Here is a 20,366-nt window from a genome sequence, read left to right as displayed (position 1 = left end):
CAGAATAAAAATTAAAAAAGCACTATTTGCTAAAAATTAACCAATGAAAGGGGCTCTTATTAATTACACAATCCTGATAACTCAATCCCCCTTGAAGTGCTGTTGATAAATATAATGAGAATTCAGATAAAACTGTAATGAATTCTCATTATTTAACATTAGTTAATACTCACCTAAGAATTTACACACGTAACACGTTGTATTTAAAGTATTTTTAATCTTTAAGTGAAATTCTTATCTTCGATCACGTACAAAGAGTGAGGCATATTCACGATTTGGATGTAAAATTTAAGGTATGTGTAGGCACACGCGGTGATACGTTATAGTTACTGAGGGCTGGGCAATTGTACCTTATCAATCAGTTGGTCGAATTTAATCCTGACAGCAAAAGTCTGGTCAATCGTCAGACCGGGCGCGCAATACAACTTCAGCTCCCAGCTTCGCTTTGCTTTCTCTATTTAATTACTCACGCAAGTGACATTGTTTCGCAGAACACATTGATAAAAGTGGGTTGGGGTGAGAGAAATAATGTGACCACAACCAACACATTTTACCAGGCTATTCTGACGCTACGTAACGCGCTGGCGGATGTGGGTCTGCCACGTGATACGGTGAAAACTATTTCACGACGCGGACTCAGATTAAATGGAAATACGGAGGTAGAGGCGATAACGCATCCTCAGAGTGAAGTTTTCCAGTCACCGCTAATAGAGGAATACGCGCCCCCAAAGATAATTCCTCCCGCGGCACAACAAACGACGCGGGTCCCCTGGTGGAATATTATATTTAGCGCTGGCATCGTTATTGCCACTTTGATTATCTGGCTGGTGTGGTATCAGACACGTCCTGTTATGCCGTTTAGTAAATTCATTTCTGTTTCTATGCAGGTCCCATCTCGGCAAAACTGTAAAATTTATTACTCACTGAATGATCACGATCAGGAAAATTATTTCAATCTGATGCAACTGCACCCTTCTCTCTGTGAAAACAACAAGCATGTTTTCCTTTCCGGCTACCGTAAAGCGGAGAGGATCGTGGCATTTGTTTGTGATAAAGATGCACGGGTAGATGCGCACGCGTTTTGTACTACCCATTATTACTGGATGCGCGGGCAATGAAAAAAATACACCACCTTGTTTTAATCGTAATCGGCGTGGCGACATTGCTCGGCTCAGGCGGATGGCTATGGCATTCACGCTATGCCGAAAAGCAGCTAAATTGCGTTGGAAATGTCGAATGGAATATTGGCAGCAACCGCTTTGCAGGTACGGTTTCATTTCGGATGTACAAAGATGCAGGGCTAGCGACCATTACCGGAAAACTGTACGGACGTAATACCTCAGACATTAGCAGGAACATCTATTTCAGTTATACCCGGCAGCACGAAGCCCGAGTGCTACAGGCAATGCAGGTGGTCAAAACCTTCGCTGATAGCGCCGATGAAGCTGATATTAACAACACATTACCCGGATTTTACCGTCAAAGCGGACGAAACCTGAGCCTGGTCATGGAGGAGTATAAGGGCGCATGGATTTTTGCCAGCTCAAATGTCCCCTCGCTGTATTGCCGCAAAAGGTAACGTCATATCCGGATACAAAAAGCACGCCCCCTTCAATAGAATTCATATTTGCCATCATCGACTTACGCGACATGGGTCACTGAATCCACTCATATCCCATTGCTATTCTTCATCCCGAATCAGGAAACATCCTGAATACCACGATATCCATTGCGCAATAATTAAGCGAAATGGGCGTTTTATTTTGCCCAGAAGACTTCAACCTACGGATGGATATTTGGAGAAGACGTGGACAGGGGCGTTTATCTCTCTCGCGAGCAATGTCTGAGCGTTCAGGCGTTATCGCATTTCAGGAAACGGTGTGTTTCCGGTGTATTTTTGGCGTACATATGAGGGATACGTAATGTTTACTTTTAAAAAGTGCCTGATTGCACTTTCTATAAATTTGGCCGTTGTTTCATCAGGTTTTGCTTGTACGACCCTATTGGTCGGTAATGAAGCATCAGCGGACGGCTCCATGCTGGTAGCCCGTAGCGCTGACAGCGATGCCCTGAAAGCGCAGCATTTTGTCATTCATCCGGCCAAGCAGAATCAGACCGGGATATACAGCACCAAAGCACATAATGGCGCGAATGACTTTACCTGGCCGCTACCCAAAAACTCTCTGCGTTATACCACCGTTCCAAACTGGAAAACCCAACTGCACGGCGCGACCGGATTTAACGAATTGGGCGTTGGCGTGAGCGGTACAGAATCTATTTTTGCCTCAGCAAAAGCGCTGGCTGCCGACCCCTACGTTGAAGATAAAGGGATCACCGAAGATGATATCCCGGATATTCTGTTGTCCCAGAGCAAAACCGCGCGTGAAGCCGTGGCGTTACTGGGTCATATCGTTGAGACCGTCGGCGCTGGGGAAGGTTTTGGCGTGGCCGTCGTCGACGATAACGAAATCTGGTACCTGGAAACCGGCAGCGGTCACCAGTGGATGGCGCAACGCCTGCCGAATAACCAGTATTTTGCCACTGGTAATCAGGGCCGCTTACAGGATTACGATCCTAAAAACCCGGACATGATGGCGTCAAAAAACCTGATTCAATTTGCGACCGAAAAAGGTCTCTACGAACCGGCAAAAGATGGCAAATTCAACTTCTCCAAAGCCTATACCCGTGATGATGAGCGTGACCGCACGTATAACGATCCTCGCGTATGGACCATCCAGAAAGAGTTCAATCCTTCCGTAAATCAGGATATGGCCAAAGGGCGCGAATTCCCGGTGTTCATGACGCCAGAGAAGAAGATGACGCTGGATGATGTGAAGGCCGTGCTGCGTAACCATTACGAAGGCACCAGCCATGACCCGTATACCAACGGTCTGAACGGCAAAGAGCCATGGCGTCCGATTAGCGTCTTCCGCACCTATGAAGCACACGTGATGCAGGTCCGTCCGTGGTTGCCAAAAGAGATTGGTGAAACGACCTACATTGGTCTGGGTATGGCCGACCTCACCGCGTTTGTTCCGTACTACAGCGGCCTGAAAGCGTATCCGGCAAACTATACGATGGGTACCGATAAAGCGGACGATCAGTCCATTTACTGGAAATACCGTAAGTTACAGACGCTGACGATGACCGATTATCCGAAGCTCGCGCCAATCGTCAAAAAAGCCTACAAAGCATGGGAAGATAAAGTGGCGAAGGAGCAAAAAGAGGTCGAAGCAAAATATCTGAAGATGGCAAAAACCGATAAACCTGCCGCAGATAAGATGCTGAATGACTTCAACTTGCGCATCATGGCCGATGCCGAGAAGCTGACGGAAGATCTGACTAATCAGCTGTTTACCATCCGCACTAAAGACATTCAGTCTGATATCTTCTTCGCAAACGCTGCGAAAAAAGACTGAGTAACGACACGATACATGCTGGCGCAAAGTACTTATTAGCTTTGCGTCAACGTGTCACACCGCGCCTTCACGGCGTCATGCAGCAGACGGACAGCCGTTGAAAGCTGCTTACGATGTGGGCAAATCATATTTAGCGGGGCTTTTTCGCCCAGGTAATCAGGCATCAGTAGCTGCAATCGTCCATCACGCACATCCTCGCTGACATCCAGCCACGACTTGTATGCGATGCCTTCTCCGGCAATCGCCAGCCGTCGGATTACTTCAGCATCGTCGCTCATAATGGTGCCGTTAACCTGCACACTGCTAACCTCACCGTTATGCGTAAACGTCCAGCGATCGTGCAGGCGTCCGCGTAAGACGAAGGTCATGGCGTTGAGCTGTGTTAAATCATCCGGAGTTTGCGGCGCGCCGTTTTGCACAACCCATTCCGGTGATGCCACCAGCACGCGTCGGTTACCCGGTGCGACAGGTAGCGCAATGTAAGATGCGTCTTCGGTGTTGCCATAGCGAAACGCCACATCGACGGGGTCTTTAAAGACATCCGTCACCTGGTCGGAGAAAAAAATCCGCAGGCGCAGCGCGGGATAGCGGCGTCGAAACGACTGAAAGACCGGCAGCAGTAGGTTCCGACCGAGATCGGAAGGTACGGCGATTTGCAGCGTGCCTGAAACTTCATCTTCCGGGGTCTGAATTTTTTGCAGCCCGGCATGCATCACGTCCAGCATCTGGCGGGCATAGGGTAGCCAGACCTCACCTTCAGGCGTCAGGCGCAGACTGCGCGTGGAGCGGGCGAACAAGCGGATAGCCAGCGTAGACTCCAGGCGCTTAATAGCAGAACTGACCTGAGCAGGCTGAACGCCGACTTCGCGTGCGGCATCGCTAAAACTATTCAGCGCCGCGGCGCGGACAAACAACGTGAGATCTTCAAGCCGGAACATTTTCACTCCCCGAGTATAAGTCCTGTCGCCGAAGGGCTATTTTTCCCGTTCTGCTACCGGTTTACCATCGAATTATTCAACAGATAGAAGGTTTATTAACCGGAGAGATTATGAAAGCCATCGCTATTACCCGCGCCGCAACCGACGGCCGTAACATTGAATTTTTACAAGAGATTGACCTGCCCATGCCCGTCGCCTCCGGGCACGATCTGCTGGTTGAAGTGAAGGCCATTTCCGTCAACCCTGTTGATACCAAGGTCCGCGAAGGTTTTAACGCTGATGTGCCCCGCGTGCTGGGTTGGGACGCCGTTGGCGTGGTGAAGTCCGTGGGTGAAGCAGTCAACCTGTTCACACCTGGCGATGAAGTCTGGTATGCCGGTGCGCTGGGTCGTGCTGGCAGTAACAGTGAATTTCAGTTGGTTGATGAACGTATTACCGCGCTGAAGCCGCAATCGCTGGACAACGCTTCTGCTGCGGCACTGCCGCTGACCGCCATCACCGCCTGGGAAATGCTGTTCGACCGTCTGGGCGTTGAGGAAAATGGCAATGAAAATGATGTGTTATTGATTGTTGGCGCTGCTGGCGGCGTCGGTTCTATCCTGACGCAACTGGCCAGTAAGCTGACCAAAATGACTGTCATCGGTACCGCTTCACGTCCACAGAGCCAGAAATGGGTACGTGAAGCAGGCGCTCATCATGTAATTGACCACAGCAAGCCGCTGATGGAAGAGCTGGCTCAGATAGGCATTAAAGAGGTGACGCACGTTGCCAGCCTGAACAATACCGAGCAGCACTACCCGCAAATTATTGCCGCCCTGGCGCCGCAGGGCAAACTGGCGCTGATTGACGATCCGCAAACCCTCGATGCACGTCCACTGAAGGCCAAAAGCATTTCGCTACACTGGGAATTTATGTTTACCCGTTCGATGTTTACCACCCACGACATCATTGCGCAGCATCAACTATTAACCCGCGTGGCACGGTTGATCGATGACAACACCATTCGCACCACGCTGGGCGAGCATTTTGGCGCAATCAACGCGGCGAATCTGCAAAAAGCGCACGCGCAAATTGAAACCGGTCGTTCAGTCGGCAAGATTGTGCTGGAGGGGTTTTAACATGTCTGATTCAGAGGTGATTTCAATTATTGCGGTACTGAAAGCCAGACCGGGGAAAATCGACGCACTAAAACAGGCGCTGCAGGCTCTGCTGCTGCCCACGCGCCAGGAGCCGGGCAATATTGAGTATGCCCTGTTCCAGTTGCGCGACACACCGGATGTCTTCTACGTTCGTGAATCCTGGCGCGGTCAGGCCGGTCTGGACGAGCATATCGCCCTGCCCCATTTCCAGGCGTTTATTCTGCAAATGAACGAGCTGCTGGCCGAACCGCTACGACTGGATTATCTGACGCCGATTGCGCCGTAAGATGACTGCCGAAGCCCTCTGCGGTGTGGGGGGCTGTGCCCGTCATGTCTCACTCGCTTCGCTATCTCTGCTATGATGCCTGCACACAAATAAAACAAAACAGCATGCAGAGGGAAAGATGAGTTCCACCAGAAGAGGGATGATGAACGTCCTGATTGCCGCCGTATTATGGGGAAGTTCAGGCGTTTGCGCGCAGTACATCATGGAACAAAGCCAGATGTCGTCGCAGTTTCTGACCATGACGCGCCTGATTTTCGCGGGGCTCATTCTGCTGATGCTCTCTTTCGTTCATGGCGACAACGTGTTCTCCATTATCAAAAACCGCAAGGACGCCATCAGCCTGCTGATTTTTTCCGTGGTCGGGGCACTCACCGTACAGCTAACCTTCCTGCTGACCATCGAAAAATCCAACGCCGCCACCGCGACGGTGCTGCAATTTTTGTCACCGACCATTATCGTGGCGTGGTTCTCCGTGGTGCGCAAAGCGCGGCCGGGGGTTTTAGTGCTGACGGCGATCTTCACCTCGCTCATCGGTACTTTCTTACTGGTCACCCACGGTAACCCGACGTCGTTATCTATCTCAGCTGCCGCGCTGTTTTGGGGAATAGCCTCGGCGTTTGCTGCCGCGTTCTATACCACCTACCCCTCAACGCTCATCGCGCGCTACGGCACGTTGCCGGTCGTCGGCTGGAGTATGTTAATCGGTGGAATGATCCTACTGCCGTTCTATGCCGGGCAGGGAACTCATTTCGTGGTGAATGGCAGTTTAATTCTGGCGTTTTTCTATCTGGTGGTCATCGGCACGTCACTCACGTTTAGCCTGTACCTGAAAGGCGCGCAGATGATTGGCGGACCGAAAGCGAGCATTTTAAGCTGCGCGGAACCGTTGAGCAGTGCGTTGCTGTCCCTTTTGCTGTTAGGCATCACCTTTACTCTGCCAGACTGGCTGGGTACGCTTTTGATCCTCTCATCGGTAGTGCTTATCTCAATGGACTCACGTCGCCGCGCCAGAGCGGTTTAACCCAACTGGCGCGGCAACGGGTGACGATTACCAGCCCGGAACTGCGCCGCCGTTAAAGATAGTTTCTGCCGCCTTCGCCACTTCCGGTGACTGATAAGATTGCAGGAATTCTTTCACATTCTCGGCATCTTTATTGTCTTCTCGCGCCACGAGAATGTTCACGTACGGTGAATTTTTGTCTTCGATAAATACGCTGTCATGTACCGGAGAAAGCCCGGTTTGCTGGATGTAGGTGGTACTGATAATCGCCACATCCACTTTTTGATCGTCCAGCACGCGCGGTAGCTGCGCCCCTTCCAGTTCCATAATTTTCAGATGTCGCGGATTATCCGTAATATCCAGTGCCGTTGGCAGCAGGCCGGTATCCGCTTTCAGAGTGATTAACTTCTCTTTTTGTAGCAGCAACAGCGCCCGCCCAAGGTTGGTCGGATCGTTAGGTATCGCAATCGTCGCACCGTCTTTTAGTTCAGCAACGGTTTTGATTTTCTTCGAATAACCCGCCATCGGGAACACAAAGGTATTGCCCACCGCTACTAGCTTATAGCCGTGCGCTTTATTATCTTGTTCAAGGAACGGACGATGCTGGAAGACGTTGGCATCCAGCTCACCATGATTAGTGGCATCGTTGGGCAGCAGAGAACCGCTAAACCCCACCAATTCCACCTCCAGGCCATATTTTTCTTTAGCGACTTTCTTCGCGACTTCCGCCACATCCTGCTCTGCGCCGTTAATCACGCCCACTTTAATATGCTTTGCATCATTGTTCTGCTGATCGCATCCTGCCAGCAATAATCCCGCCAGTAATAACGCCGCCCCAGCCCCGAAATAAGGTATTTTCAGTTTCACGTTTTATCCTTTTGCAATAACCGCCTGATGAGTAATGAAATGACTATAGCGGGAAGGCCGCTGCGGTTTAAAAAACGAAAAAGCATCAGCAAGAAGAAAAAAGCATAATGCGAAAAGGAAAATGAGTCGGAATGTGCCGTTAGGTCATCCCTTTTGCAGTCCTTCCGGTCATCAAAACGTTTTCGACAAATAATGGCGCGCGGAACCGGTTTCTGGAAAGTTATCGAGGGTCATTTGCAACTGATAGCCGTTTTTCTGATAAAACGGCAGCGCCTGGAAACTCATCGTGTCCACCAGCGCATGCAGGCATCCTCTCTCACGCGCCGTCTGTTCAGCGGCCTGCATCAACTTTGTGCCGTAACCGCCTTTACGCAGCGAGTCATGCATCCACAGGAAATCAATACACAGCCATTCGCCTTTGATTTTACCGATCAGCCCGCCCAGTATTTCATTGTGCTCATCGCGCCAGTACACCGCCAGGTCGCCAAAATTGGTGGTCCTCAGGAACTGGCGATTGTAGGCGCGCAATCCAACAAGCAGAGCATTTTGATCGTCTTCAGTAATGGTATCTGTAATCTGTATTTGCATCCTATCCTCCTGAAAAACTAAAACTTCTGGCTGATTTTCTTTTTAGAAATTAACACAGGCTGATGAGTGAGGCGCATGCCGTCTACACTTACTCTTGAGATGATGCGCATCGACAACAAGGATTATTATCATGAAACAAGCCGTTTTACCGCTTATTGCCATCCTTTTCATGCTGCCGGGTTTGGCGCAGGCCGATTCGGCTTATGGCTCTCTACAGTCCGTTCATGAAAAAAACACCGTATTGAAGGATTTACGCAAGATTTGTACCCCGCAGGGGTCGCCATCGGATGAGGTGTGGGAAAAAACGATTATGGCTGATACCCGTAATCAGCAACACATCCGCGAAGCCATTCTGGCAATACAAAGAAACAATCAGAACAACTACTGGGAAGCGCTGGGCAAAGTTGAGTGCCCGGATTTGTAACTATCGCATTGAAAAACGAGTGCTGTAACCGGTTTCTGTTTTGCAAAATCGCCTATTGTGTAGGGAAATGAAACACATCAAGGAGCAAGATAATGCGATACCGTTTTCCCGAAAACTTTTGGTGGGGCAGTGCCTGCTCGGCGCTGCAAACCGAAGGGGATAGTCTGAACGGCGGCAAAAGCCAGACGACATGGGACGTGTGGTTCGACCGCCAGCCTGGGCGTTTCCATCAGGGGGTTGGCCCGGCGAACACTTCGACCTTTTATCAGCACTGGAAACAGGACATCGCACTGCTCAAACAGCTGAAGCACAACAGCTTCCGCACTTCAATCAGTTGGTCACGACTGATCCCGGACGGTACTGGCGACGTCAATCCGCAGGCAGTTGATTTCTATAACAACGTCATCGATGAGCTGCTGGCGCAAGGCATTACGCCATTTATCACCCTGTTCCACTTCGATATGCCGATGGTGATGCAGGAGAAAGGTGGCTGGGAAAACCGTGATGTGGTTGAGGCGTTTGGTCGCTACGCACAAACCTGTTTTACCTTGTTCGGCAATCGGGTGAAGCACTGGTTCACCTTTAACGAACCGATTGTCCCGGTAGAAGGCGGCTATCTGTATGACTTCCATTACCCTAACGTGGTGGATTTCAAACGCGCGGCCACCGTGGCGTATCACACCGTACTGGCGCATTCCACGGCGGTACGCGCGTACCACGCCGGAAGTTATGACGGTGAAATCGGTGTGATCCTGAATTTAACGCCCTCTTATCCGCGCTCACAACACCCAGCGGATGTAAAAGCTGCGCACCATGCGGATCTGCTGTTTAACCGCAGCTTCCTTGACCCGGTGCTAAAAGGTGAATATCCGGCGGATCTGATAGAGCTGCTAAAAGAGTACGATCAACTCCCAGCATGTCAGCCAGGCGACAGTCAGCTCATCGCCGATGGCAAAATCGACCTGCTCGGTATTAATTATTATCAGCCGCGCCGCGTGAAATGTCGTGATACTGCCGTCAATCCTGACGCGCCGTTTATGCCGGAGTGGCTGTTTGATTATTACGAAATGCCGGGGCGTAAAATGAACCCTTACCGTGGCTGGGAAATTTACGAGCCAGGTATTTACGATATTATTACTAATCTGCGTGATAACTACGGCAACCCGCGCTGTTTTATTTCTGAAAACGGCATGGGAGTCGAAAATGAGCAACGTTTTATTCAGCAGGACCAAATCAACGACAGCTACCGTATTGAATTTGTTTCTGCGCATCTTAAATGGCTACATAAAGGCATTAGCGAAGGGTGTAATTGTCTTGGCTACCATATGTGGACCTTTATTGATAACTGGTCCTGGCTCAACGGATATAAAAACCGCTACGGTTTTGTCCAGTTAGATTTAGATACGCAAAAACGTACGGTGAAGAAAAGCGGCGAATGGTTTGCCCATACCGCCGAAAACAATGGTTTTGATTGATTCAGTCGTCAGATAGCGGTGTTGCCTGAAAGCTGCGCGCCATCAGGCAACAATCTCACTGTATTCTGACCTTCATCGTGACCAGAAGCGCCGTCAGCAGCATCAGGCTGCCGGAAAGCATCAGGGGCGAAAGCAGTCCGAGGTTATCGAGCGCATAGCCTCCCACCGCTGCCCCGCAGGTATTGGCAAGCTGGATCACGGCGACCTGGACGGATCCGGCTTTTTCTGCCTGATCGGCAAGCGATCGGGTGATCCACGTCGACCAGCCGACCGGAACTAACGCAAACGCCAGGCCCCAGATAATCGCAATACCTGCCGCCACAACTTTGTCGCTACCCCACAGGATCAGGACCAGCGCGCTAAGCGCCAGCAACAGCGGCGCACCGGCTAAGGCCAGTTTGACCGAGCGCTTCAGAACTACCGAGGAGAGCGACGTCCCGACAAAGCTGGCGATACCAAAACTCAGCAGCACCAACGTCAGGCCATCAACTTCAAAGCCTGCCAGATTCATATAGATCGGGCGAATATAGGTAAAGAAGGCGAACTGTCCGGCAAAGGACATAAAGATGGCAATCATCCCGGCCATCACCCCCGGGCGCTGCAGCAGGCTGAACATATTTTGTTTCTGATGCGAAGGTTCACCTGGCAACGACGGCAGCGCTCTCACCACCCAAATCGTGCACAGCACGCCCATTACCGCCGCCGCATTAAACACGTTGCGCCAGCCGATAATACCGCCCAAAAAACTCCCCAGCGGCGCGGCAATCACCAGCGCGACAGAGACCGCGCCAAAAATCACCGACAGCGCTTTCGGTACCGTACGGGCGGGAACCAGACGCATGGTCAGCGACGCCGACATCGCCCAGAATCCGCCAAGCGCCAGACCGAGACAGGCGCGGCCAATGAGCAGCAGTGAAAAAGAGTTGGCAAAGGAAACCAGCAGGCAGGAGAGCGTCAGCAGCACCGAAAACACGATCACCACGTAGCGACGATCGGTCGCCTGGATAATTTGCGTCACAAACAGGCTGGCGAACATGGCAACAAATGCCGTCACAGTCACCGATTGTCCGGCAACACCTTCAGAAATCCCCAGATCCTGCGCCATCGGCGTTAACAGGCTAACGGGCAGAAACTCAACGGTTATCAGGCAGGCAACGCAGAACGCCACGGCGAATACCGCCGACCAGTTCGGTCGGGCATTTGCCTCAGCGCGGGATTTTTGTTCAACAGCTTCACTCATTTTGTTACCTGCGTGGGGTTATTGCAGAATAAGTTACGCAGTGTAACACTAAATTTGTGACGCATTTAACGTTTTGGCAACTACTTTCATCTAACACAAAATCCAGGCCACACGGATTTTTAAAGATGAAACGCGACTCTTTTACCTGTCGGTAACTTAACATCAATGCTCAGTTCGCCACCTAACGCCGTGACATAACGCTTAAGCGTCGACAGACGAGGATCGTTATCCGCCTGTTCCATTTTTGCGATTGTTGGCTGCTTAACGCCCATTGCCGAGGCAAGTTCCGCCTGAGAGAGATTCAGTTCTTCCCGTAACATATTTAACGCAATCACCTGACGTAGCACTTCTACTTTTTCAGCAATGCGCTCTTGGCTTTCCGGGCTTTGTTTCGCCATCAATTCTTTAAGCGTCGCCATAATTTTCCTTACTTATTAAGGTGATTTCGGTACTCAGCGTCAGCAAGCCTGATCATCTCTTTATAGAATTTCTTCTCGTTTAACCCTGTTTTGTCGCCAGCGCATAACACGATGCCATGGCGAGAAGGATCAAACACGAAGAACGCCCGAATCGGGTTGCCCTGATGCTGCACTCGCAACTCTTTCATATTTGAAAAAGCAGAAGCATTTACCGTATCAGCAAACGGCCTGCCTAACTGAGGACCATACTCGGATAAAATCATCATCGCTGCGAGCATATCTTCCTTGAGCGCCTCGGTCTGTACGTCAAACCATTTATCGAAAACATCCGTTGTTTCCACTTCCCACATCAACGATCCCTCATAGCTAATAAGCTATAGGTAAATTATAGCCCATTAGCTATTAAATCAATTTATATTTGCACAATTAATTCGCCAACAGGCATGACTGTCAGTGCAGCCAGTGCACGCCATCTTCGGGCTGGAAAAAGGCGTTATAGCGCATCTGAAACGCATTAAACTCCTGCATATCCGGCTCTATCTCGCGCAGAAAACCGAGCGCCAGACGCACCTGTGCGTCAGTAATCGGTGTGGCCAATCGGGCTTTTTGCAGCCAACGGTGCCATTGCAGCAGATTCGACTCACTGCCGTCGACAATAACGATTTGCCAGATCAACAACACCTGGGCAGCATTTTGCAGATGCGATTCATCTGGGCGGTGGAGGTACTGTAAAAAAGCCTCACCCTGTACTTTTCCCATCTGATCGATCATCGACTCTACCGGCACAACATCAATATTCAGTCGCTCGCTCAGACGGCGAATTGCCCGTCGAGATCCGGACGTCAACACCCGAAAACCCACTACAAAAACAACGACCAATGTGGCCAGCATTATCCAAATCATGCGCACATCCATTACCAGACAGGATGCCCATCATAACGGCAAATTCCTCTCTGTCGACGACTGAACGTATCAACACGATTCAGGATGGTTCCGCGACATAAAAAAGCCCGCCATCCAGGCGGGCAAAAGTTACCAATGCACACTTAACTTAAGCGACTTTCAATTGTTGAATTTTTTTCTCGCGGCGAATTTTACGTTCTTCAAACACGGCCACGATGGCCATCAGGCAGATACAACCGATGGCGGCGGTATCCAGCGCGGCGAACGTGCCCGCCCAGCCGGTCAGACCGAAAATCGGCGTGCCGTCGGCAATCATCCCCAGACCCAGCTTGGCGAAGCTGTCACCAATCAGATATGCGAAGGTGCCTTTAATCCCATCGGCTGCGCCGATTGCTTTTTTCGGTACGAATCCGACGGCTGCAACGCCGATTAACAGCTGAGGACCAAACACCAGGAAGCCCAGCGCAAACAGCGAAGCCAGATAGACATACTGGTTGCTGGCGTGCTGATAAACGCCCAGGGTCGCGATAATCAACGCCAGCGCCACGCAGGCTACCAGCGCACGACGACCGTTAGCCAGGTCAGAGAGCCAACCCCACAGTAACGTGCCGACCAACGCGCCCACTTCAAACAGGGTAAAGCCCTGAATCGCCACCTCTTTGGAGAGCTTCAGCTCCTGGAAAGCGTAGACAGTGGACCACTGGTCGATACCGATGCGCACCACGTACAGGAAAATGTTGGAGAAGCACAGCAGCCAGATCACTTTGTTTTTCAGCACGTACTCAACAAAGATCTGCCATTTGGTCATCTCATTTTCTTCAGTCTCTTTGTCCTCTTCGCTTATCTCCTCGCCGAACAGCTCTTCAGCTTTACCGAGGCCATAAGACTCCGGGGAGTCGCTGCCATAGCGCAGGCCGATAAAGCCGACAATCAGGGCGATAATTGACGGGAAGATAAACATACCAATGACGTGACCGTCGAACAGATAGTTGGCGCCAAACAGCGCCACGCCAGCCGCACCCGCACCACCGAGGTTGTGGGAGATATTCCACATACCGAGGTAAGAACCCCGCTTGCGACGCGGCGTCCATTTGGTGATGGTGGAATAGCTACACGAGCCGCCAGTACTCTGGAAAAAACCGCTCAGCGCGTAGAAGGCGATCATCAGGAACAGGCTGGTTGAACCCGCCCCCATGCTGGCGCTGAAGCCGAGCATACAGATGGCGGAGAGGATCAGCATAAACGGCAGGAACTGCTTAGTATTTTTGCCGTCTGCGTAGTAGGAAACCAGCGTTTTACCCACGCCGTAGGTGATGGAGAAGCCCAGGCCAATCATTCCCAGCTGCGTCATGCTCAGCCCGTAGGTGGAGATCATGTCGTTCTGCGCGATGTTGAAGTTTTTGCGGATCAGATACATGGTCAGGTAGCCAATAAAGACCACCAGATAGGACTGCATGAACGGTTTGAACCACATTTTACGCCGCACATCGAGCGGCAGATCCAGGGTCGGCTTGCGTACCTGGTTTAGAAAGGCCAGCATTTGACACTCCCGAGCTAATTTTTATACCTGCGAATGGCAGGCATTGTAAAAATCAGCCGGGAGACGCGCCTGAGACAGCGTCCAGGTGAAACCGGGAAAATTTCTTAGTTTTACCCTACTCGGGGCAAAAAGGTGAGGTGCATCACGCTTCGTTGAGTTCGCGTGGAGCCTGGGCGTTCAAAAACGGCAGCAGCAGCAGCGCGGATATCCCCGCCGCAATGGCGATCACCACAAAGAATCCGGTCCAGTGCCAGACCTCCATCACCTTCGCCAGCGGCCAGCCGGAAAGCGATGCCCCCAGATAGGCAAACAGCCCGACAAATCCGGTTGCCGCGCCCGCTGCCTCTTTGTGCGAGCACTCCGCCGCCGCCATGCCGATCAGCATTTGCGGGCCGAAGACGAAGAATCCGGTGGTGAAGAAGCACGCCGCCTGCATCACGTAACTGGCGAACGGCATCAGCCACAACGAGCCCACGGAGAGCAAAATTCCGGCAGCAAAAATCAGGTTCATTGGACCGCGGTTGCCGTTAAACAGTTTGTCCGAGCCCCAGCCTGCGACCAGCGCGCCGATAAATCCGCCCAATTCGAACATGGTCACGGCGGTATTGGCGGTCACCAGATCCACGCCGAGCGTCTCCGACATATACAGATTGCCCCAGTCGTTGATGGCGGCGCGGACGACATACACCAGCACGTAACACAGCGACAGCAGCCAGATATAGGGGTTCAGCAATACATAGCGAGTGAGGATCTCTTTACGGCTCAGCCCTGCGCCTTCCTGCTGCTGGGCGATTTCCAGCTCATCATGGCGCCAGTCGCCAATCGGCGGCAGACCAATCGCCTGCGGCCTGTCGCGCAGCCGCCAGCAGAGAAAAATCCCCACCACAATCGCCAACAGCCCGGCGATCATCATCCCGGCACGCCAGCCGTAGTGCAGCGCCGTCGCCGCCATCACGATAGGGATTAGCGCCCCGCCAACATTGTGCGCAGTATTCCACAGCGCCCACCAGCCGCCGCGTTCGGTACGCGAATACCACGCAGTCAATAAACGCGCGCAGACCGGCGACCCCCAGCCCTGGAAAAAGGCGTTCAGCGCCCAGAGCACCGCAAAAGCCCAGAGCGAGGTGGAAAAACCAAACAGAATGTTCACCACGCCGGTGGCGATAAGCCCAAACCCCATAAAATAACGGGCGTTGGAACGGTCACTGACGATACCGGAAACAAACTTCGACAGGCCGTAGGTGATGTAAAACAGCGTCGCCAGCAGCCCAATGTCGCTGCGGGTCAGCACGCCGCTGGTGAGGATATCCGGTACGGCGGCGTTGAAGCTCTTGCGTGTGAAATAGAACAGCGCGTAGCCGAGCCAGATAGTGGTCAGAATATGCCGCCGCCAGTAGCGGTAGAGGGCATCCACTTCACGCTTATCGGTGATGAGCGGCGCGCTGACTGGGGATTTTAAAAACGAAAACATGACCGCTCCTTACACATAACGCTGGGGTAACGACACGCTGACCCGCGTGCCGTGCGTACAGGAAATCGAGAGCGATCCCCCGAGGGCGGTAATACGTTCACGCATCCCGGTGAGGCCAAATCCCTGCTGATTCGACCCCGGCGGCAGGCCGCTGCCATCGTCCTCAATCACCAGCATCAGCCGTTCATCCTGCTGCCAGCCCTGAAGCGTCACCGCGCTGGCGTTGGCGTGCTTAACGATGTTGTTCAGCCCTTCCTGACAGACGCGAAACAGCGTCACCCGCTGACTTTCGCTGAGTGCAGATTCGTCAATTCGCCAGTCAAGGTGGCTGACGATGCCGCGGCTTTCCAGCTCCATTTCACGCATCAATGAGCGGATGGCTTGTTCCAGCGTGAGATCATCCAACTGGCGCGGACGCAGACGACCCAACAGACGACGCACCGAATCGTAAACGCCAAGAGAAAGTTGTTCGATATGCGCCCCGCTGCGCTTCACCCCTGCGTTTTCCGGCGCCAGCCGCTGGACAATGCCCGCCTGGGTGCGAATGGCGGTGATGGTCTGACCGATATCATCGTGCAGTTCGCGCGCCACATCCCGGCGCACGCTCTCTTCGGTCTCCAGCAGGCGTTCAGCCAGACGATGGTTGCGCGCTAATTCATTTTGCAGCGACTGGTTAAGCTCGCGCAGACGCTGGATCCCCGCGCCGAGCAGCAGCCCGGTCAGGCTTTGCACCAGCAGGGAGAGCAACAGGTCGACGGGATGATCGTGCCAGGTCTGGCTGGCAATCAGCGCAATGGCGTTCATTAACGTGGCAATCAGTGCCCCCTGCCAGCCGTAGTGCCAGGCGAGCGCAATGATCGGCAGTGCGAGGCAAAACGGCGTGAAGCGTGACAGTTCGTCGGGCAGGCCAAGCTGCAACCACAGGCTGACGCTAAACAGCAGCAGATACCAGACCAGATGCCGCCCGCGCCAGTTCACTGGCTGAGACACCACCGCCGGACCCAGCGGCAACCAGGTGGTGCTGGTAAGATAGTGCCAGAAAACCAGACAGATCGGAGCCAGCGTTAATCCACCAGTGAGCGTCAGCAGTAGGGCATTCCACGCCTCTTCGCCTTGCCCAAGCCAGGGCAGCGATTGCAGCAACGCCGCCGCCGTCAGCGCCGCGCCCTGCAACAGCAGCGTGCGCCAGTCGCGCTGATGGCGGTAGCGCGAAATCAGCATCACCGGGAGTAACGTGAGGAAGCTCCCGATCATCAAAAGTGGCAAGTGAGCCAGCGCCACTTCCTGCGCCAGCCAGAAAAGAAGCAGCCATTCCGCACCCAGCAGCACCGGCCAGTAGCCGCGTGGACATTGCAGCATCAGCCCCAGACGCAGGCCAAACGGAAACAGCAGTACCGCCAGCTCCGGGCGCTCAACCAGGTGCAGGCTGATACTCCACAAGCAAAACCACGCGGCAGAGAAGATAAAGAAGCAGGCAACAACGGTGATTAACCGGGAACAGAGCGTGTTCATTGCCAGCCGTCAAACATCCGGCGGGCCAGTTCGACATCGTTGCTAACGCCCAGTTTTTCCATCAGGTTAGCACGATGCACGTGCACCGTTTTCGGCGACAGGCCCAGTTCGGCGGCAATCTCTTTTACCGCCATGCCTTGCGCCAGTTTCTCCGCCACCTGACGTTCGCGTTTGGTCAGCGGATCCTGACGACCAGCCGCCAGTTTGACGGCGATATCCGGCGTCAAATAGCAGCCGCCGGTCGCCACGGTATGCACCGCCGCGATCAGCTCATCAGGGCTACAGCGTTTAGAAAGGAAACCACGCGCGCCCGCGTTGAGCGCCTGCTCCACCAGCGCCGGGCTGTCGTGGACGGAGAGCATGATAATCGCCATCCCTTTTGGCAACTGGCTTAACAGTTCAAGACCGGAGATATCAGGCATCGAGATATCACAGATACATACCTGCACGCCACGTCCCGGTAATCCCGCCAGCGCCTCACTGCCTGAGCCGAACTCAGCCACAACCTGCAAATCAGGTTCCAGCCCCAGCAACTGGGCAAAGCCGGAGCGGACGATAGTGTGGTCGTCGATAAGGGCAACGGTGATCATGGGTTCTGTCCTGGGGGATAAAAAACGTGCTTACCTTAACGATATACACTTTATCCTTCAAGCAGCCTCTGCGTTGGCTTGGTCTGCTCACCCCAGTCACTGACTTGAGTAAGCTTCTGAGGTGAGCAGACTTGCCGCCTTATGCAGCTTGAAGGATTTTGTGTTCCGACGCGCTGCTGTTTAAGCCTTGAGCGATCAGGCGATGCCAGTTGTGACGGTAAATGTGCGGGTGTGCTGCGGTTCTAGCTGAATCAACGTGCCTTTTCGCTGTGCCGCCAGGAAGCCTTCAGGGCGACAGGTCGCAGGTAGGGCGAAGGCTGCCACCTGCTGATCGCCGTTATAGAGGATCCAACGGGTGACATAATTCAGCTCCGCGCTGGAGAAACGCGTCACGAACGTGGTGCCATCAGGTGCGATCATGCGAAATTCAGGCTTATCCGTGTATCGGTCCAGTTGGTCAGCGAAGATAACGATTTCCGGATCGTAAAAATCGGGCTCGTTGAGGCGCCCCAGCGAGGTCTCGCCCTGAATGATCCGCTGATTAAACGCCAGCCACTGCTCGGTAGGTTTAACATGCGCGGGTACCGACTCACGCAGCTTCATGGCTTCATCCGGGATATTCTGGCTGAAGGTCGCTTCCGGTACGTAGGCATAGTTCATATGGCACATATACTGTAAAGGCATTGCCACTGAGGCGAGGTTGGTGACCGCCATCTGAATATCAAACAGCGCACTCGCTTTGCGCATAACCACCGCAGGATGCGCCTGATAATGATGACCGAACCCCATCACATACTCGTAGCGTCCGCTCACGCGCAAATTCTCTCCCTCCAGCTCCAGCCAGGCCTCATCCATCGCGGCACAGGCCATTTCGCCATGCAACGGGTGAGAATCTTCTGGCGAAGGGCAGCCATTAGCCAATATACCCGAGTGGAAAGCAAAGCAGCCGTATGTCGCTACCACTTCCGCAGCCGGTTTTGGCTGACTGAACATGTTGCGCATGGTCAGTTCATGCCCGTCAAACTGAGCATCCCAGATCATCTGCCCCATCCAGGGCAGAATAACCAGATGTCCACGACTGTTTTCTACCTTCAGCCCTTCCACACCGCTGGCGTAACGAAATGCGGTAACCGTGAAGTCGCTATTCTTCAGTAAGATTCGCGGATGCTCTGCAAAGAGTTCCCGCCACAGCGTGATACGTGTTGTCATGATCGCTCTCCTCAGGAAACAGTCGCTTCAGCCAGGTTATTGCGCACTTTGCTTTCACGCCAGAAGTAGATACCGACGTACACGAAGCACAACATGGAGACCAGGAACGAGAGTTGTAGCGAGTGAAACATATCGGCCACATAGCCCTGAATTGCCGGAACCACCGCTGCACCAACAATCGCCATGACAATGACTGCTCCCGCCATTTCAGTATGTTCGTTATCCACGGTATCCAGCGTACCGGCATAGATTGTCGCCCAGCAGGGTCCAAACAGGACGCTCACCAGTACGGCAACGTACACGGCGCTGAAGCTTGGCGCCAGCGCAACATAGACCAGAAACAGTGCGCCAATGATGGAGTAGAGGATCAGCACTTTTTCCGGATTGAAGCGTGTCATCAAGATGTTGGCGATAAACTTGCCGATAAAGAAGCAGGCAAAGCTATAGACCATGAAGGTTGAGGCGTCGCGCTCGTTGATATCACCCAATTCCAGCGCCAGACGGATGGTAAATGACCACACCGCGACCTGCATCCCCACGTACAGGAACTGCGCCACAATCCCACGGCGGAAACGGGCATTGCTGGCCAGATAACGCAGCGTATCCATCGCTGACGGACGTTTATGACTCGCCGTTTGCGCGACTTTACAGGTCGGGAAGCGGGTCAGCAGGAACAACACCATCACCACAACCAGCACCATAATCATGTACTTGTAAGGCTCAAGGGTATTTTCCAGCATCAACACTTTAAAGTTGTGGATCTGCTCCGCGTTCATCCCAGCCATCTGTTTTTCCAGACTCTCGCCTTCAGAGAAGACCAGATATTTACCCAGCAGAATACCGGCGGCTGCGCCAATGGGGTAAAAGGTCTGGCTGATGTTCAGGCGCAGGGTGGCATACGCTTTTGGGCCAATCATGGAGCTGTAGGTGTTGGCTGCGGTTTCCAGGAAGCTCAGGCCAATCGCAATCGCAAAAATTGCCGCGAGGAACATGGTGTAGGTGGCCATGTGCGATGCCGGGAAAAAGAGCGTACAGCCAACAATATAAAGGGTCAGTCCCATTAAGATGGCGATTTTATAACTGGTCTTTTTAATCACCAAAGATGCCGGAATCGCAATTAAAAAATAACCGCCATAAAAGGCACTCTGAACTAATGCCGAAGCAAAGTTGCTGAGTGAAAATACGCTTTTGAATTGCGTAATCAGAATATCATTTAATGCGGCTGCGCATCCCCATAAAGGGAATAAACAGGATAACAAAATAAACTGGAACAGAGGCGTCTTATTCAGATAGCCGTCGGGCATCTGAATGATGTTTTTATCGTTCATAGTGCTACCTTTTACAAT

The 20,366-nt window shown here is 52.7% G+C and carries 21 protein-coding genes; 8 read left to right on the top strand and 13 right to left on the bottom strand.

Going from position 1 to position 20,366, the window contains the following annotated elements; all coding sequences use genetic code 11:
* The first annotated feature begins 344 nt into the window (after nt 1-344).
* From B9P82_RS21790 to B9P82_RS21780, 3 genes are all read left to right on the top strand, one after another.
* Nucleotides 345-1,118 carry a winged helix-turn-helix domain-containing protein gene (locus tag B9P82_RS21790; protein ID WP_101700908.1) on the top strand — a complete coding sequence of 258 codons (774 nt, stop codon included), beginning with the start codon at nt 345-347 and terminating at the stop codon, nt 1,116-1,118.
* Nucleotides 1,115-1,579 (top strand): hypothetical protein, encoded by a 465-nt coding sequence (locus tag B9P82_RS21785; protein ID WP_101700907.1) that lies wholly within the window; start codon nt 1,115-1,117, stop codon nt 1,577-1,579. The genes B9P82_RS21790 and B9P82_RS21785 overlap by 4 nt, the downstream gene beginning before the upstream one ends.
* Nucleotides 1,580-1,922: 343 nt before the next feature.
* Nucleotides 1,923-3,419, top strand: coding sequence for a C69 family dipeptidase (locus B9P82_RS21780; protein ID WP_101700906.1), 1,497 nt, complete (start codon nt 1,923-1,925; stop codon nt 3,417-3,419).
* A 35-nt stretch (nt 3,420-3,454) separates the two neighbouring features.
* Here B9P82_RS21780 and B9P82_RS21775 read toward each other — a convergent pair whose 3' ends face one another.
* Nucleotides 3,455-4,357, bottom strand: coding sequence for a LysR family transcriptional regulator (locus B9P82_RS21775; RefSeq protein WP_101700905.1), 903 nt, complete (start codon nt 4,355-4,357; stop codon nt 3,455-3,457).
* Between the two features lie 110 nt (nt 4,358-4,467).
* On the opposite strand from B9P82_RS21775, the gene B9P82_RS21770 reads away from it, so the two are divergent.
* The 3 genes from B9P82_RS21770 to B9P82_RS21760 all read left to right on the top strand — a co-directional run bounded on the left by B9P82_RS21770 (nt 4,468) and on the right by B9P82_RS21760 (nt 6,803).
* Nucleotides 4,468-5,475 carry a zinc-binding alcohol dehydrogenase family protein gene (locus B9P82_RS21770; protein ID WP_101700904.1) on the top strand — a complete coding sequence of 336 codons (1,008 nt, stop codon included), beginning with the start codon at nt 4,468-4,470 and terminating at the stop codon, nt 5,473-5,475.
* Between the two features lies 1 nt (nt 5,476).
* On the top strand, nt 5,477-5,782 hold the full coding sequence (locus B9P82_RS21765; protein WP_046276186.1) for a putative quinol monooxygenase: 306 nt from the start codon (nt 5,477-5,479) through the stop codon (nt 5,780-5,782).
* 118 nt (nt 5,783-5,900) lie between these two features.
* A complete protein-coding gene (locus B9P82_RS21760; RefSeq protein ID WP_016155035.1) occupies nt 5,901-6,803 on the top strand; it encodes a carboxylate/amino acid/amine transporter in 903 nt (300 codons plus the stop codon).
* 27 nt (nt 6,804-6,830) lie between these two features.
* On the opposite strand, the gene nlpA is transcribed toward B9P82_RS21760, so the two are convergent.
* Both nlpA and B9P82_RS21750 read right to left on the bottom strand, forming a co-directional pair.
* Nucleotides 6,831-7,649 carry a lipoprotein NlpA gene (gene nlpA / locus B9P82_RS21755; RefSeq protein ID WP_016157795.1) on the bottom strand — a complete coding sequence of 273 codons (819 nt, stop codon included), beginning with the start codon at nt 7,647-7,649 and terminating at the stop codon, nt 6,831-6,833.
* 171 nt (nt 7,650-7,820) lie between these two features.
* A complete protein-coding gene (locus B9P82_RS21750) occupies nt 7,821-8,237 on the bottom strand; it encodes a GNAT family N-acetyltransferase (RefSeq protein WP_016155037.1) in 417 nt (138 codons plus the stop codon).
* A 130-nt stretch (nt 8,238-8,367) separates the two neighbouring features.
* On the opposite strand from B9P82_RS21750, the gene B9P82_RS21745 reads away from it, so the two are divergent.
* Nucleotides 8,368-8,661, top strand: a complete 294-nt coding sequence (locus tag B9P82_RS21745; protein WP_019078023.1) for a YicS family protein — start codon at nt 8,368-8,370, stop codon at nt 8,659-8,661.
* A gap of 92 nt (nt 8,662-8,753) precedes the next feature.
* Complete coding sequence (locus tag B9P82_RS21740; protein WP_016157797.1) at nt 8,754-10,136, top strand: glycoside hydrolase family 1 protein; 1,383 nt, start codon at nt 8,754-8,756, stop codon at nt 10,134-10,136.
* A 55-nt stretch (nt 10,137-10,191) separates the two neighbouring features.
* Here the strand turns inward: B9P82_RS21740 and nepI are convergent, their stop codons facing one another.
* The 10 genes from nepI to fucP all read right to left on the bottom strand — a co-directional run bounded on the left by nepI (nt 10,192) and on the right by fucP (nt 20,348).
* Nucleotides 10,192-11,376: a purine ribonucleoside efflux pump NepI gene (gene nepI / locus B9P82_RS21735; RefSeq protein WP_047358472.1), complete on the bottom strand. Its 1,185-nt coding sequence runs from the start codon at nt 11,374-11,376 to the stop codon at nt 10,192-10,194.
* 119 nt (nt 11,377-11,495) lie between these two features.
* Nucleotides 11,496-11,795 carry a helix-turn-helix domain-containing protein gene (locus B9P82_RS21730; RefSeq protein ID WP_016157799.1) on the bottom strand — a complete coding sequence of 100 codons (300 nt, stop codon included), beginning with the start codon at nt 11,793-11,795 and terminating at the stop codon, nt 11,496-11,498.
* A gap of 8 nt (nt 11,796-11,803) precedes the next feature.
* Nucleotides 11,804-12,145: a type II toxin-antitoxin system RelE/ParE family toxin gene (locus B9P82_RS21725; RefSeq protein WP_016157800.1), complete on the bottom strand. Its 342-nt coding sequence runs from the start codon at nt 12,143-12,145 to the stop codon at nt 11,804-11,806.
* Between the two features lie 100 nt (nt 12,146-12,245).
* On the bottom strand, nt 12,246-12,698 hold the full coding sequence (locus B9P82_RS21720) for a DUF1198 family protein (protein WP_016157801.1): 453 nt from the start codon (nt 12,696-12,698) through the stop codon (nt 12,246-12,248).
* A 148-nt stretch (nt 12,699-12,846) separates the two neighbouring features.
* Nucleotides 12,847-14,238: a hexose-6-phosphate:phosphate antiporter gene (gene uhpT, locus B9P82_RS21715; RefSeq protein ID WP_003023929.1), complete on the bottom strand. Its 1,392-nt coding sequence runs from the start codon at nt 14,236-14,238 to the stop codon at nt 12,847-12,849.
* Between the two features lie 142 nt (nt 14,239-14,380).
* Nucleotides 14,381-15,709, bottom strand: a complete 1,329-nt coding sequence (locus B9P82_RS21710) for an MFS transporter (RefSeq protein WP_046276191.1) — start codon at nt 15,707-15,709, stop codon at nt 14,381-14,383.
* Between the two features lie 9 nt (nt 15,710-15,718).
* Complete coding sequence (uhpB, locus tag B9P82_RS21705) at nt 15,719-17,221, bottom strand: signal transduction histidine-protein kinase/phosphatase UhpB (RefSeq protein WP_016157802.1); 1,503 nt, start codon at nt 17,219-17,221, stop codon at nt 15,719-15,721.
* On the bottom strand, nt 17,218-17,811 hold the full coding sequence (uhpA, locus tag B9P82_RS21700; RefSeq protein ID WP_016155044.1) for a transcriptional regulator UhpA: 594 nt from the start codon (nt 17,809-17,811) through the stop codon (nt 17,218-17,220). Before uhpA ends, uhpB begins: the two co-directional genes overlap by 4 nt.
* A gap of 195 nt (nt 17,812-18,006) precedes the next feature.
* Nucleotides 18,007-19,020 (bottom strand): aldose 1-epimerase family protein, encoded by a 1,014-nt coding sequence (locus tag B9P82_RS21690; protein WP_101700903.1) that lies wholly within the window; start codon nt 19,018-19,020, stop codon nt 18,007-18,009.
* 11 nt (nt 19,021-19,031) lie between these two features.
* Entirely contained in the window at nt 19,032-20,348 is a 1,317-nt protein-coding gene (gene fucP / locus B9P82_RS21685; protein ID WP_003023919.1) for an L-fucose:H+ symporter permease, read from the bottom strand.
* Nucleotides 20,349-20,366 lie beyond the last annotated feature (18 nt).

It is taken from the genome of Citrobacter sp. L55, assembly GCF_002850715.1.
Taxonomy (GTDB): domain Bacteria; phylum Pseudomonadota; class Gammaproteobacteria; order Enterobacterales; family Enterobacteriaceae; genus Citrobacter; species Citrobacter braakii.
Note: the sequence above shows the minus strand (reverse complement) of the source record. Positions and strands in the feature narration are given on the sequence as shown.

Bases quoted from the DNA above. Each gene is read 5' to 3' on its own strand.
- B9P82_RS21710 (WP_046276191.1), bottom strand. From the start codon at position 15,709: ATGTTTTCGTTTTTAAAATCCCCAGTCAGCGCGCCGCTCATCACCGAT.
- B9P82_RS21740 (WP_016157797.1), top strand. From the start codon at position 8,754: ATGCGATACCGTTTTCCCGAAAACTTTTGGTGGGGCAGTGCCTGCTCG.
- B9P82_RS21785 (WP_101700907.1), top strand. From the start codon at position 1,115: ATGAAAAAAATACACCACCTTGTTTTAATCGTAATCGGCGTGGCGACA.
- uhpB (WP_016157802.1), bottom strand. From the start codon at position 17,221: ATGAACACGCTCTGTTCCCGGTTAATCACCGTTGTTGCCTGCTTCTTT.
- B9P82_RS21730 (WP_016157799.1), bottom strand. From the start codon at position 11,795: ATGGCGACGCTTAAAGAATTGATGGCGAAACAAAGCCCGGAAAGCCAA.
- B9P82_RS21690 (WP_101700903.1), bottom strand. From the start codon at position 19,020: ATGACAACACGTATCACGCTGTGGCGGGAACTCTTTGCAGAGCATCCG.
- B9P82_RS21770 (WP_101700904.1), top strand. From the start codon at position 4,468: ATGAAAGCCATCGCTATTACCCGCGCCGCAACCGACGGCCGTAACATT.
- fucP (WP_003023919.1), bottom strand. From the start codon at position 20,348: ATGAACGATAAAAACATCATTCAGATGCCCGACGGCTATCTGAATAAG.
- B9P82_RS21745 (WP_019078023.1), top strand. From the start codon at position 8,368: ATGAAACAAGCCGTTTTACCGCTTATTGCCATCCTTTTCATGCTGCCG.
- B9P82_RS21780 (WP_101700906.1), top strand. From the start codon at position 1,923: ATGTTTACTTTTAAAAAGTGCCTGATTGCACTTTCTATAAATTTGGCC.
- B9P82_RS21750 (WP_016155037.1), bottom strand. From the start codon at position 8,237: ATGCAAATACAGATTACAGATACCATTACTGAAGACGATCAAAATGCT.
- uhpA (WP_016155044.1), bottom strand. From the start codon at position 17,811: ATGATCACCGTTGCCCTTATCGACGACCACACTATCGTCCGCTCCGGC.
- B9P82_RS21765 (WP_046276186.1), top strand. From the start codon at position 5,477: ATGTCTGATTCAGAGGTGATTTCAATTATTGCGGTACTGAAAGCCAGA.
- B9P82_RS21725 (WP_016157800.1), bottom strand. From the start codon at position 12,145: ATGTGGGAAGTGGAAACAACGGATGTTTTCGATAAATGGTTTGACGTA.
- B9P82_RS21760 (WP_016155035.1), top strand. From the start codon at position 5,901: ATGAGTTCCACCAGAAGAGGGATGATGAACGTCCTGATTGCCGCCGTA.
- nepI (WP_047358472.1), bottom strand. From the start codon at position 11,376: ATGAGTGAAGCTGTTGAACAAAAATCCCGCGCTGAGGCAAATGCCCGA.
- uhpT (WP_003023929.1), bottom strand. From the start codon at position 14,238: ATGCTGGCCTTTCTAAACCAGGTACGCAAGCCGACCCTGGATCTGCCG.
- B9P82_RS21775 (WP_101700905.1), bottom strand. From the start codon at position 4,357: ATGTTCCGGCTTGAAGATCTCACGTTGTTTGTCCGCGCCGCGGCGCTG.
- B9P82_RS21720 (WP_016157801.1), bottom strand. From the start codon at position 12,698: ATGATTTGGATAATGCTGGCCACATTGGTCGTTGTTTTTGTAGTGGGT.